This window comes from Thiobacillus denitrificans DSM 12475 (assembly GCF_000376425.1).
GTDB lineage: Bacteria > Pseudomonadota > Gammaproteobacteria > Burkholderiales > Thiobacillaceae > Thiobacillus > Thiobacillus denitrificans.
In genome coordinates this window covers 140,791-152,383 of record NZ_AQWL01000001.1, presented here as the reverse complement: position 1 = coordinate 152,383, position 11,593 = coordinate 140,791, and the positions used below count along the sequence as shown (strand labels likewise).

The following is an 11,593-nucleotide window of genomic DNA, read 5'->3' as shown; positions in this document are numbered from 1 at the left end:
CATGGACATCCTGCTCCTGCTCATCCCCTTGAGTCTCGTCATCGTCGGCATCATCGCCTGGATCATGCTGTGGGCGGCCAAAAACGGCCAGTTCGATGACCTCGAAGGGCCGGCGCACAGCGTCATCATGGACGACGACACCCCGCCCAAACCGAACGACCCAACAACCCCGGTCTGAATCTCATCGCGTATGCTGTGAATCGTTTTTTCATTTCGCAGCTGGCTCTCCCATGAAGCCTCCTTTTCTCTGGTATTTCGCCGACCCCATGTGTTCGTGGTGCTGGGGGTTTTCTCCGGTGATCGAAAGCGTGCGCGACGACTACCGCGAGCGCATGAAGATCGCCCTGGTGCTCGGCGGCCTGCGGCCCGGAACCACCGCGCCGATGACGGCGGCGGGCCGGGAAGAAATCCTGCATCACTGGCACCAGGTGCACGACCGCACCGGACAAGATTTCCGCTTCGAGAACGCGCTGCCGGAAGGTTTCATCTACGACACCGAACCCGCCAGCCGCGCCGTGGTGGCGGTGGGCGGACTGGACCCGGCGCTGATCTTCCCGCTGTTCAAGGCAATCCAGTCGGCGTTCTACGCCGGGGGGCGCGACGTTACCCGGCCCGACGTGCTGGCCGGGCTGGCGGCGGCGCTCGGCGTGGACGCGCGGGCGTTCCTGCGCGCGTTCGACAGCGACGACGCCCGCGCCAGAACCCGGGCGCACTTCCTGCAGGCGCGCCAGGCCGGCGTGCGCGGCTTTCCCGCGCTGATCCTGCAACAGGGCACGCAGCTGCACCCCATCAGCAACGGCTGCCAGCCGCTTGAAACCGTGCGCGCGGCGATCGATGCCCGTCTCGCTGCAGATGATGCGTCGAACTGACCGGTTGCTCGCGACGCTTGGCGGACTGGTCGTTGCGGCAGCATGCGCCAGCGCGGCCAGCCCGCCGTCGATGATCGACGCCCACGCGCATTACTCCGCTCCTGCTGCAAGCGCGTTTTCCCCCGCCGCCATCCTGGCCAGACTCGATGCCGCCGGAGTACGCCGGCTGGTGGTGACGAGTTCGCCGCCGCAGCTGGCACAGCACCTGTACCGGCATGCGCCCGGCCGCATCATTCCGCTGCTCGGCGTCTATGCGTCGGACCTGGACAAGGGCCGCTGGGTGCACGACGCCGGCCTGCCGGCGCGGATCGCTGCGCAGCTGGAACACGGCAGCTGGGCGGGCATCGGCGAACTGCATCTGTTTGCCGGCGACGCCCGGCAGCCGGTGTTCGAGCAACTGGTGCGGCTGGCGGCTGCGCGCAGGCTGGTGCTGATGCTTCACGGCGACGCCGAAGTGATCGAGCGCGCGTTCGCCATCGCGCCCGAGGTGCGGGTGCTGTGGGCGCATCTCGGCACCCGGCCGCAGCCCGGGCTGCTGGCCGCAATGCTGGATCGTTATCCCGCCACGCTCTGGATCGACACCTCGGTGCGCAACGAACGCATCGCGCCGGACGGCACGTTGCTGCCGGAATGGCGCGCGCTGTTCGAGCGCTATCCCGACCGCTTCGTGGCGGCGGTGGACACCTTCAGCGTGAACCGCTGGCAGCACTACGCAGCCGTCGTGGCGCAAATCCGCAACTGGATCGAGCCGCTGCCGCAACCGCTGGAAAACGGGCTGCTGCATGACAACGCGGCACGGCTGTTCGACGCCTTCCTGGCATCCCCCGCTCGCCCGTAAAATCCCCCCCCATTCCCACTCTGGAGCTTTTCCGATGACCCGTTTCCCCCTGTTTTATGCCACGCTGCTGCTCGGCGCGCTGATGTTTGGCGTCACCGGCTGCGGCGCCAGCGAACCCGGCACGCAGACCGTTTCCACCGCCCCCGCTGCCGGCCAGCCGGCCAACCCGCGCGTGCTGATCGAAACCAGCAAGGGCGACATCACGCTGGAACTATTCCCCCGCAATGCACCGCAGTCGACAGCGAATTTTCTCAACTACGTGAAAAGCGGGTTTTACGACGGCCTGGTGTTTCATCGCGTGATCCCCGGCTTCATGATCCAGGGCGGCGGCATGACGCCGGACATGGCGGAAAAGCCCAACGGCAAACCCATCCGCAACGAAGCCGACAATGGCCTGAAGAACCTGCGCGGCACGCTGGCGATGGCGCGCACCGGCGACCCGCATTCGGCGACCTCGCAGTTCTTCATCAACGTGGTGGACAACGCGCTCCTCAACCACCGCGGCCAGAGCGTCGCCGGCTGGGGCTATACGGTGTTCGGCCAGGTGGTCGACGGCATGGCGGTGGTCGACGCCATCGTCGCGGTGCCGCGCGGCAGTCGCGGGCCGCACGACGACGTGCCGCTCGAACCGGTCGTGATGCAGCGCGTCAGCGTGCTGGCCGAGGCGCCCCGGCCCTGAGCCCCGTCACCCGACTGCTGCCGCTCGCGCTGGCCGCGCCGTTCGCCATTGCGCTCGGCCTGCTGGCCGGCGCGCTGCCGGCCGACCGCGAACTGGCGCAGCAGATCCTCGTCGAGCTGCGCGCCCCGCGCGTGGCGGCGGCCTTCGCCTGCGGCGGCCTGCTGGCGCTGGCGGGCGCGCTGATGCAGACGCTGTTCCGCAATCCACTGGCCGAGCCCTATCTGCTCGGCGTCTCCGGCGGCGCCGGCCTGCTCGCGCTGCTCGGCATGGCGGCCGGACTGGCATGGCCGTGGGTGTCGGCGCTGGCATTCGCCGGCAGCCTGCTGGCGCTGGCGCTCGCCGCCGCGCTCGGCGGACGGCTGCTGGCGCGCGACCACACCCCGCTCCTGCTCGCTGGCGTCATGCTGGCGGCGGGCTTCGGCGCGCTGATCGCGCTGGTGCTTTCCGTGGCGCCGGCCGAGCGTCTGCCGGGCATGCTGTTCTTCCTGATGGGCGACCTGGCGTGGACCAGCAACGCCTTGATGCTGTGGAGCGCGCTGCTGCTGGCAGTAGCCGCCGCGCTGGGACTGTCGCGGCGGCTCGACGTGCTGCAGCTGTCGCCGCTGAAAGCCGCTTCCCTGGGCGTGGCCGTCGCGCCCACGCGCTGGATGCTGTTCACCCTGGCCGGCGCCTGTACCGCGCTGGTGGTGGCGCAGGCCGGCAGCATCGGCTTCGTCGGCCTGATGGTGCCGCACGCCTTGAGGAAACTCGGCTACGCCGGCCACCGCGTCCTGCTACCTGCCTGCGCGCTCGCCGGCGGCAGCCTGCTGGTGCTCGCCGACGCGCTGGCGCGCACCGTGATCGAACCGCGCGAACTGCCGGTTGGCGTGCTGACTGCCTTGCTTGGGGTGCCGATGATGTTGTGGCTGTTGCGCAAACCATGAGCCTCGTCGCCCATCAGCTCAGCCTGCAAGCCGGCACCCGCACGCTGGTCAACGCCCTCGACCTCGCGCTCGAACCAGGCGAAGTGCTCGGCATCCTCGGCGCCAACGGTGCCGGCAAGTCGACGCTGCTAATGGTGCTGGCGGGTCTCGCTCGGCCCGCATCCGGCCGCGTCACGCTCGACGGCCAGCCGGTTGCGGACCTGCCGCCGCTGACCCGCGCGCAGCACATCGGCCTGCTGCCGCAGGGCGACGAGGGCGGCTTCTTCGGCAGTGTGGCCGACTTCGTCACGCTCGGGCGCTATCCCTTCGGCCATGCGCCCGGCGACCTGGTGCCGCAGCTGGCGACCTGGGAGCTCACCGATCTCGCCCGGCGCCCGCTCGGCACCCTGTCCGGCGGCGAGCACCAGCGCGCGCGGCTGGCGCAGCTGGCGGTGCAGGCGCCGCGCATCGCCCTGCTCGACGAGCCGCTGACCCACCTCGACCCGGCGCACCAGGCGCGGCTGCTGGCGTGGGCGCGTAGCGAAGCCGAGGCCGGGCATGCGATTGCGCTGACGCTGCACGACCCGAACTGGGCCGCCAGTCACTGCGACCACCTGCTGTTCCTGTACGGTGATGGCCGCTGGCAACGGGGCAGGCCCGCCGAACTGCTCACACCGGACGCGCTGGAAGCCCTGTATGGCCTTGGCTCCGCGACGCTGTGGCGGCTGCAGAACCGACCGGTCCAGCCTGTATAATCGCCCATCTGCTTCATTCGCCCCCCTGCTCCGCGCACTCCAATGATTCGTCGCATCATCAGCAAAGTATTCGGCCGCAAATCGCGTGCCTCCGGCGCGCAGATCCTGCCGCAACCCCGACACGGCATCCGCCGCGAGCAGATCGACGACTGCGCGCTGAAAACCTGCGAAACCCTGGCGCAGGCCGGCTTCAAAGGCTATCTGGTGGGTGGCGCGGTGCGCGACCTGCTGCTGGGCAAAACGCCGAAGGATTTCGACGTCGCCACCGACGCCACGCCGGAAGAGGTGCGGCGGCTGTTCCGCCGCTCGCGCATCATCGGCCGGCGCTTCCAGATCGTGCACGTGATGTGCGGGCGCGTCACCATCGAGGTCACCACCTTCCGCGCCAACGGCCAGAAGGAAGCCGAGGAGGAAGACGAGCGGCCGACCGACGAGCACGGCCGCCTGCTGTCCGACAATGTGTTCGGCAACATGGCGGATGACGCGGCACGCCGCGACTTCACCATCAACGCGCTGTATTACGACCCGGCGCGCGAGGAAGTGCACGACTACTTCGGCGGCGTCGCCGACTGCAAGAAGCATGTGCTGCGCATGATCGGCGATCCCGAGACGCGCTTCCGCGAAGACCCGGTACGCATGCTGCGCGCCGCGCGCTTTGCCGCCAAGCTCGATTTCCACATCGACGAAGCGACGCGCCGGCCGGTCGCCACGCTGGCGCCGCTGCTGGCCAACATCCCGCGCGCGCGCATCTTCGACGAGGCGCTGAAGCTCCTGATGTCGGGCCATGCCCTGCGCGGCGTCCACCAGCTGCGCGCCGAAGGCCTGCACCACGGCATGCTGCCGCTGCTCGATACGATACTGGACGACCCCACCGGGGAGCGCTTCATCACCGCCGCACTGAAAACCACCGACGCACGCATCGCGCAGGACAAGCCGGCCTCACCTGCATTTCTGTTCGGTACCCTGTTGTGGCCGCAGGTATTGCAGCGCTGGCGTGCGCTCGAAGCGGCCGGCGAGAAACCGCAGCCTGCCCTGTTCCTGGCGATGGACGAAGTGCTCGATGCGCAGCGCGGCCAGCTCGCCATCCCGCGCCGCTACGACGGCATGATGAAGGAAGTCTGGGCGCTGCAGCCGCGTTTCGAGCAGCGCGGCGGCCAGCGTCCGTATCGCCTGCTGGAGCACCCGCGCTTCCGCGCCGCCTACGACTTCCTGCTGCTGCGCGCCGAATCCGGCGAGGTCGCTGCCGAACTCGGCGAATGGTGGACGCGCTTCCAGGAAGCCGGCGAGGACGAACGCGCCGCCATGCTGCTGGCCGACAGCTCGCCCAAACCGCGCCGCCGCCGCAAACGCAGGAAGCCGGGCGAATCCGGCGCCGAGACGCAGTCCGCATGAATGTGACGGCGACCATTGGCCTCGGCGCCAATCTCAACGACCCGGCCGCACAGGTCGAATACGCGCTGGCCGAGCTCGACCGCCTGCCCGCCACGCGCCTCGTCGCGCGTTCCAGCCTGTACGCCTCGGCCCCGGTGGGCTACGTCGACCAGCCCGATTTCATCAACGCGGTGGCGCAGGTCGAGACGGGCCTTGCGCCGCGTGCACTGCTCGCCGCGCTGCTCGACCTCGAGCACCGCCACGGCCGCGAACGCGGTTTCCGCAACGCCCCGCGCACGCTCGATCTCGACCTGCTGCTGTACGACGGCGCCCACTTCCACGAAGCAGGCCTGTCGCTGCCGCATCCGCGCATGCACGAGCGGGCCTTCGTGTTGCTGCCGCTGCTGGAAATCGCGCCCGACACGACGATCCCCGGTCGCGGCCGGGCCGTCGACTGGCTCGCCGGCTGCGCGGGCCAGAATGTAACCATCCTTCCCCCTCCCACTGCCACGGTCAACGCATGACGCTGTCCCGTTACCGCTACGTCGTGGTCGAAGGCCCGATCGGCGCCGGCAAGACCAGCCTCACCCGCAAGCTGGCCGAGCACCTGGGCGCCGACATCCTGCTGGAAAACGCCGGCGACAATCCCTTCCTGCCGCGCTTCTACCAAGAGCCGAAGCGCTACGCGCTGCCGACGCAGCTGCATTTCCTGTTCGATCGCGCGCGTCAGCTGCGCGATCTGGCGCAGGGCGACCTGTTCCACGCCGGCACGGTGTCGGATTTCCTGATCGACAAGGACATGCTGTTCGCGCGCCTGAACCTGGACGACGACGAATTCGAGCTGTACCAGAAGGTCTACGCCGATCTTGCGCCGCAGGCGCCGACGCCCGACCTGGTGATCTACCTGCAGGCACCGATCGAGGCGCTGAAGGAACGCGTCAAGCGCCGCGGCCTGGATTTCGAGCGCAGCATGGATGCGGGCTACCTGCAGCGCCTGGCCAACAGCTACAGTGAATTTTTCCATCGCTACGAGGACGCGCCGCTGCTCATCGTCAATACCAGCAACCTCAATTTCGCGGAAAGCGAAGCCGATTTCGAGTTGCTGCTGGAACGCATGAGCAAGATGCGCGGCCCGCGCGAATTTTTCAGCCGGGCGGCCTGACATGAGCCTCACCCTGTCCACGCTCAAGGCCATGCGCAGCAAGGGCGAAAAGATCGCCGTGCTCACCTGCTACGACGCCAGCTTCGCGCGCGTGCTCGACGCCGCCGGCGTCGAGGTGCTGCTGGTCGGCGACTCGCTCGGCATGGTGGTACAGGGCCACACCTCGACGCTGCCGGTGAAACTCGCCGAGATGACCTACCACACGCGCTGCGTCGCCGCCGGTACCGGACGCGCCTTCATCGTCGCCGACCTGCCGTTCGGCAGCTACCAGCCATCGCCCGAACGCGCATTTTCAGCAAGTGCACGGCTGATGGCGGCGGGCGCGCACATGGTCAAGCTCGAAGGCGGCGCGGTGATGGTCGACACCGTCGCCTTCCTCACCCGGCGCGGCATTCCGGTGTGCGCGCACCTCGGCCTGCTGCCGCAGTCGGTCAACCAGATCGGCGGCTACCGGGTACAGGGGCGCGAGGACGCCGCCGCGGCCCAGCTGATCGCCGACGCGCGCGCGCTGGAAGCCGCCGGCGCCGGGCTGATCGTGCTGGAAATGGTGCCCGCCGCGCTGGCGAAAATGGTCACCGAGGCGCTGACGATCCCCACTATTGGCATCGGCGCAGGCGGCGACTGTTCCGGCCAGGTGCTGGTGCTGTACGACATGCTGGGCCTGTATCCGCGTGCGCCGAAATTCTCGAAGAATTTCATGGTCGGCGCCGATGGCATCGAGGCGGCCGTGCGCGCCTATGTCGCCGCGGTGAAGGACGGCAGCTTTCCTGCGTCGGAACACGTGTTCTGATGCAGCTCATCCATACCGCCGCTGCACTGCGCACTGCGCTCGCCGGAGAGACCCGCACTGCGCTGGTGCCGACCATGGGCAACCTGCATGCCGGCCACGTCTCGCTGGTCGAACTGGCGAAACGGCACGGTAGCCCGGTGGTCGCGAGCATTTTCGTCAACCCGCTGCAGTTCGGCGCCGGTGAGGACTTCGAACGCTACCCGCGCACGCTTGCCGCCGACTGCGAGAAGCTTGCCGCCGCCGGCTGCGATATGGTGTTCGCGCCCGATGTCGTCGAGATGTACCCGGTACCGCAGACTTTCACCGTGCAGGTAGCCGACAGCCTGGCGAACGATCTCTGCGGCGCGTTCCGCCCCGGCCATTTCAACGGCGTCGCGACCGTGGTGCTGAAACTGTTCAACCTGGCACAGCCGCGCGTGGCGGTATTCGGCAAGAAGGATTTCCAGCAACTCCTGGTCATCCGCGAACTGGTACGGCAGTTCAACCTGCCGATCGAAGTCCTGGCAGGCGACACGCTGCGCGAAGCCGACGGCCTGGCGATGAGTTCACGCAACGCGTATCTGGGCACGGCGGAACGGCAGCAGGCCGCCGCACTGCATGGAGCCCTGGCGGACCTCGCTGCCCGGCTCCACGCTGGCGCGCACGATTTCGATGCGCTTGCCACCACGGCCGCCCGGAGACTGGAAATGGCCGGCTGGAATGTCGATTACATCGCGCTGCGCGACGCCGCCAGCCTGCGGCCAGTCGATGCCGCCAGCCGCCACGCGGTGGCGCTCGGCGCGGCCCGACTGGGTAAAACCCGGCTGATCGACAACATCGAGATTGCCTTGGGTAATCCACTCTGAAGTTTTATAATGTAAGCCCTTTCTTATTGAGGGCACCGTCATGCAAAGAACGATGCTCAAGTCCAAGCTGCACCGGGCTACCGTCACGCATTCCGAGCTGCATTACGAAGGCTCGTGCGCGATCGACGAGACCCTGCTGGACACGGCCAACATCCACGAATACGAGCAGATCCAGATCTACAACGTCACCAACGGCGAGCGCTTCACCACCTACGCCATCCGTGCGGCGCGCGATTCCGGCATCATCTCGGTGAACGGCGCCGCTGCGCACAAGGCCAATCCGGGCGACCTCGTGATCATCGCCACCTACGCCAGCTACAACGAACTGGAACTGGCGCGCTACGCGCCGGAACTGGTGTATGTCGACGCGGACAACCGCATCATGGACACCCGCCAGGCGATTCCGGTGCAGGCGGCGTGAGACCGCAGCCCTAAAGCAAAAAGGCCGGGTTTCCCCGGCCTTTTTGCTTTTCCCCGTAGCTTCAGCACCCCTGCCTTTCCGGCAGGCGGGGGCTCGGGCCTGAGCTCACGCTTGCCTGGCGATATCGACCGAGATCTCCACCGCCGGAACCGTTCCTCTGTTCTCAAGCCAGTGGGTGGTGTTCCTGTCCTCGGGCCAGCCCACTCCCGGCCCATAGTCCGTAGCAACGCCATTTCGATGGTCCGTGATCGTTCCTTGCAGTATGTAGACGGTGCCGGGCCTGTCTTTATGGTCGTGAATCGGACCGAAGACGCCTCCAGGCTCGATGGTTACCATGCGCATTCGAAGTTGACGCCCTGCCATGCCCTCGATCTCAGGGCCGAGGTCAACTGCTGCAAGTAACTTCACCGTCACACCTTGCGTCTCCGGTGCCACCTGTTCGTTGCTCATCGTGCTCTCCTGGATGTCCGCCGATGCTACTTGAGCTTCCAGATCCCGGCGTTGTATTCCTGCATGGTGCGATCGGTCGAGAAGAATCCGCTCGACGCGGTGTTGAGAATGCTCATCCGCGTCCACCTGGCCTCGTCCTGCCAGGCCTGCGCCACCCGCTCCTGGGCATCGACATAGCTGCGGAAATCCGCCAGCACCATCCAGGGGTCGTGCGGACTCAGCAACGAGTCGAGGATCATGTCGAAGATGCCCGGTTCGTATAAATTGAAATGGCCCGATTTCAGCAGATCGATCACCTCGCGTAGATCGGGGTCGTTTTCCACATAGCTCAGCGGCTGGTAATGCGGACGCAGCGCCTCGATTTTCTCGGCGTGCAGGCCAAACAGGAAGAAGTTGTCCTTGCCCACCGCGTCGAGAATCTCGATGTTGGCGCCATCGTAGGTGCCGATGGTGATGGCGCCATTCATCATGAATTTCATGTTGCCGGTGCCGGAGGCCTCCTTGCCCGCGGTCGAAATCTGCTCCGACAGGTCGGTCGCCGGCGCGATAACCTCCATGCTACTCACCCGGTAGTTGGGTGCGAAGACCATCTTCAGGCGACCGTCGACGTCGGGGTCGCTGTTGACCACATCGGCCACGCTGTTGATGAGCTTGATGATGCGCTTGGCCATCGCGTAGCCGGGCGCGGCCTTGCCGCCGATCAGCACGCAGCGGTCGGCCCAGCCATCGAGTCGTCCATGATTGATGCGGTTGTACAGGTGGATCACGTGCAGCACGTTGAGCAGTTGCCGCTTGTATTCGTGGATGCGCTTGACCTGCACGTCGAACAGCGCGTCCGGGTTGAACTCCACCCCGCACCGGGCCTTGATTATCTCGGCGAGGCGTTCCTTGTTGGCGCGCTTCACCGCGCGCCATTCGGCGTGGAAAGCGGCATGGCTCGCCTCCGCCAGCGGCTTCAGCCGTTCCAGTTGCGACAGATCGGCGATCCAGTCCTCACCGATCTGTTCGCTGATGAGCGCGCTCAGGCCAGGATTGGCGTGCGCCACCCAGCGGCGCGGGGTGACGCCGTTGGTCTTGTTGTTGAACTTGTCCGGCCACAGGTCGACGAAATCGCGGAACAGCCCTTCCCGCAGCAGACGGGAGTGCAGCGCAGCGACGCCGTTGACCGAGAAGCTGCCGACGATGGCAAGCCAGGCCATGCGGATCTGGCGCACCGGCCCCTCTTCGATGATCGACATGCGGCGGCGGCGGTCGATGTCGCCCGGCCATGCCACCGACACTTCCCGCAGGAAGCGCGCATTGATTTCGTAGACGATCTCCAGCAGGCGCGGCAGCAGGCGCTCGAACAGTGCCACTGGCCAGCGCTCCAGCGCCTCCGGCAGCAGCGTATGGTTGGTGTAGGCCATGCACTGCGTGGTGATCGCCCAGGCCGCGTCCCACCGCATGCCTTCCTGGTCGAGCAGCAGGCGCATCAACTCGGCCACGGCTACGGAAGGGTGGGTATCGTTCATCTGGAACACGTTGTGCTCGGCGAATTTCGTCAGGTCGCTGTTGCCCGCCGCACGCCACTGCCGCAGCGCATCCTGCATGCTGGCCGAGACCAGGAAATACTGCTGGCGCAGACGCAGCTCCTTGCCGTTTTCGCTGCTGTCGTTGGGATACAGCACCATCGAGATGTATTCGGCCTGGTTCGCCGCCTGCACCGCCTCGGAGTAACTGCCGGCATTGAATTCCTCGAGGTTGAATACGTCGGTGGAAACCGATTTCCACAGCCGTAACGTGTTCACGGCATGGTTGCGGTAGCCCGAGATCGGCATGTCATAAGGCACCGCCAGCACATCGCTGGTATCCACCCAGCGCGCGCGGTGAATACCGGCCTTGTCGTGATAGTGCTCGGTGCGACCGCCGAACGGCACCCGGCAGGTGAACTCGGCGCGCTCGACCTCCCACGGATTGCCGTCGCGCAGCCAGTGGTCGGGATCTTCGACCTGATAGCCGTTCTCGATGCGCTGGTGGAACATGCCGTACTGGTAATGAAGCCCGTAGCCCATCACCGGTAAGTCGAGCGTCGCGCAACTGTCCATGAAACACGCCGCCAGCCGCCCCAGGCCGCCGTTGCCCAGGCCTGCGTCGGTTTCCTGTTCGGCCACCTCCTCCAGTGTCTGGCCGAACCGGTGCAGTGCCTCGCGCGAGGCCTCGTCGAGCCCCAGGTTGAGCACGTGGTTGGCCAGCGAGCGGCCGATCAGGAATTCCAGCGACAGGTAATAGCCGCGCCGCCTGCCCGGCTGGTCGCGCGCGACATAGGTATTCATCCAGTCCGACATCAGGTGGTCGCGCAGCGTCCAGGCCAGCGCCTTATAGGTGTATCGCGGTGGACAGTCCCGCATGCGTCCGAGGTGGTAGAGCTGATAACGCTGGACATCATGTGTGAGCGCTGCGCCAGTTCTCGGCAGCGGTTTCAGAACGATGGCACGGGAGGCGGCAGTTTTCTCGTCTGGCATGGGGATTCCC

At 66.7% G+C, this 11,593-nt stretch carries 14 protein-coding genes; 12 read left to right on the top strand and 2 right to left on the bottom strand.

What is annotated here, in order from left to right; genetic code table 11:
* The first annotated feature begins 1 nt into the window (after window position 1).
* The 12 genes from ccoS (at window position 2) to panD (ending at window position 8,632) form a co-directional block, all read left to right on the top strand.
* A complete protein-coding gene (ccoS, locus tag B059_RS0100780) occupies window positions 2-178 on the top strand; it encodes a cbb3-type cytochrome oxidase assembly protein CcoS (RefSeq protein ID WP_018076332.1) in 177 nt (58 codons plus the stop codon).
* Between the two features lie 52 nt (window positions 179-230).
* Entirely contained in the window at window positions 231-869 is a 639-nt protein-coding gene (locus B059_RS0100775) for a DsbA family protein (RefSeq protein ID WP_245538696.1), read from the top strand.
* Window positions 853-1,707 carry an amidohydrolase family protein gene (locus tag B059_RS0100770; RefSeq protein WP_026177208.1) on the top strand — a complete coding sequence of 285 codons (855 nt, stop codon included), beginning with the start codon at window positions 853-855 and terminating at the stop codon, window positions 1,705-1,707. The genes B059_RS0100775 and B059_RS0100770 overlap by 17 nt, the downstream gene beginning before the upstream one ends.
* A gap of 34 nt (window positions 1,708-1,741) precedes the next feature.
* Entirely contained in the window at window positions 1,742-2,386 is a 645-nt protein-coding gene (locus B059_RS0100765; RefSeq protein ID WP_018076329.1) for a peptidylprolyl isomerase, read from the top strand.
* Window positions 2,387-2,517: 131 nt separating this feature from the next.
* Complete coding sequence (locus B059_RS0100760; RefSeq protein WP_018076328.1) at window positions 2,518-3,309, top strand: FecCD family ABC transporter permease; 792 nt, start codon at window positions 2,518-2,520, stop codon at window positions 3,307-3,309.
* Window positions 3,306-4,043, top strand: a complete 738-nt coding sequence (locus tag B059_RS0100755; protein WP_018076327.1) for an ABC transporter ATP-binding protein — start codon at window positions 3,306-3,308, stop codon at window positions 4,041-4,043. Before B059_RS0100760 ends, B059_RS0100755 begins: the two co-directional genes overlap by 4 nt.
* Window positions 4,044-4,085: 42 nt before the next feature.
* Complete coding sequence (gene pcnB, locus B059_RS0100750; protein WP_018076326.1) at window positions 4,086-5,435, top strand: polynucleotide adenylyltransferase PcnB; 1,350 nt, start codon at window positions 4,086-4,088, stop codon at window positions 5,433-5,435.
* On the top strand, window positions 5,432-5,938 hold the full coding sequence (folK, locus tag B059_RS0100745; RefSeq protein WP_018076325.1) for a 2-amino-4-hydroxy-6-hydroxymethyldihydropteridine diphosphokinase: 507 nt from the start codon (window positions 5,432-5,434) through the stop codon (window positions 5,936-5,938). Before pcnB ends, folK begins: the two co-directional genes overlap by 4 nt.
* The gene (locus B059_RS0100740) at window positions 5,935-6,576 is read left to right on the top strand and encodes a deoxynucleoside kinase (protein ID WP_018076324.1); all 642 of its coding nucleotides are present in this window, start codon (window positions 5,935-5,937) and stop codon (window positions 6,574-6,576) included. Before folK ends, B059_RS0100740 begins: the two co-directional genes overlap by 4 nt.
* 1 nt (window position 6,577) lies before the next feature.
* Window positions 6,578-7,366, top strand: a complete 789-nt coding sequence (gene panB, locus B059_RS0100735; RefSeq protein ID WP_018076323.1) for a 3-methyl-2-oxobutanoate hydroxymethyltransferase — start codon at window positions 6,578-6,580, stop codon at window positions 7,364-7,366.
* Window positions 7,366-8,211 carry a pantoate--beta-alanine ligase gene (gene panC / locus B059_RS0100730; RefSeq protein ID WP_018076322.1) on the top strand — a complete coding sequence of 282 codons (846 nt, stop codon included), beginning with the start codon at window positions 7,366-7,368 and terminating at the stop codon, window positions 8,209-8,211. The genes panB and panC overlap by 1 nt, the downstream gene beginning before the upstream one ends.
* Window positions 8,212-8,251: 40 nt before the next feature.
* Complete coding sequence (gene panD, locus B059_RS0100725) at window positions 8,252-8,632, top strand: aspartate 1-decarboxylase (protein ID WP_018076321.1); 381 nt, start codon at window positions 8,252-8,254, stop codon at window positions 8,630-8,632.
* Between the two features lie 105 nt (window positions 8,633-8,737).
* Here the strand turns inward: panD and B059_RS0100720 are convergent, their stop codons facing one another.
* Window positions 8,738-9,082, bottom strand: coding sequence for a cupin domain-containing protein (locus B059_RS0100720; protein WP_018076320.1), 345 nt, complete (start codon window positions 9,080-9,082; stop codon window positions 8,738-8,740).
* A gap of 26 nt (window positions 9,083-9,108) precedes the next feature.
* Window positions 9,109-11,583, bottom strand: coding sequence for a glycogen/starch/alpha-glucan phosphorylase (locus tag B059_RS0100715; RefSeq protein ID WP_018076319.1), 2,475 nt, complete (start codon window positions 11,581-11,583; stop codon window positions 9,109-9,111).
* Between the last annotated feature and the right edge of the window lie 10 nt (window positions 11,584-11,593).

Bases quoted from the DNA above. Each gene is read 5' to 3' on its own strand.
- B059_RS0100720 (WP_018076320.1), bottom strand. From the start codon at position 9,082: ATGAGCAACGAACAGGTGGCACCGGAGACGCAAGGTGTGACGGTGAAG.
- pcnB (WP_018076326.1), top strand. From the start codon at position 4,086: ATGATTCGTCGCATCATCAGCAAAGTATTCGGCCGCAAATCGCGTGCC.
- B059_RS0100755 (WP_018076327.1), top strand. From the start codon at position 3,306: ATGAGCCTCGTCGCCCATCAGCTCAGCCTGCAAGCCGGCACCCGCACG.
- B059_RS0100775 (WP_245538696.1), top strand. From the start codon at position 231: ATGAAGCCTCCTTTTCTCTGGTATTTCGCCGACCCCATGTGTTCGTGG.
- folK (WP_018076325.1), top strand. From the start codon at position 5,432: ATGAATGTGACGGCGACCATTGGCCTCGGCGCCAATCTCAACGACCCG.
- ccoS (WP_018076332.1), top strand. From the start codon at position 2: ATGGACATCCTGCTCCTGCTCATCCCCTTGAGTCTCGTCATCGTCGGC.
- B059_RS0100715 (WP_018076319.1), bottom strand. From the start codon at position 11,583: ATGCCAGACGAGAAAACTGCCGCCTCCCGTGCCATCGTTCTGAAACCG.
- panD (WP_018076321.1), top strand. From the start codon at position 8,252: ATGCAAAGAACGATGCTCAAGTCCAAGCTGCACCGGGCTACCGTCACG.
- B059_RS0100765 (WP_018076329.1), top strand. From the start codon at position 1,742: ATGACCCGTTTCCCCCTGTTTTATGCCACGCTGCTGCTCGGCGCGCTG.
- B059_RS0100770 (WP_026177208.1), top strand. From the start codon at position 853: ATGATGCGTCGAACTGACCGGTTGCTCGCGACGCTTGGCGGACTGGTC.
- panB (WP_018076323.1), top strand. From the start codon at position 6,578: ATGAGCCTCACCCTGTCCACGCTCAAGGCCATGCGCAGCAAGGGCGAA.
- panC (WP_018076322.1), top strand. From the start codon at position 7,366: ATGCAGCTCATCCATACCGCCGCTGCACTGCGCACTGCGCTCGCCGGA.
- B059_RS0100740 (WP_018076324.1), top strand. From the start codon at position 5,935: ATGACGCTGTCCCGTTACCGCTACGTCGTGGTCGAAGGCCCGATCGGC.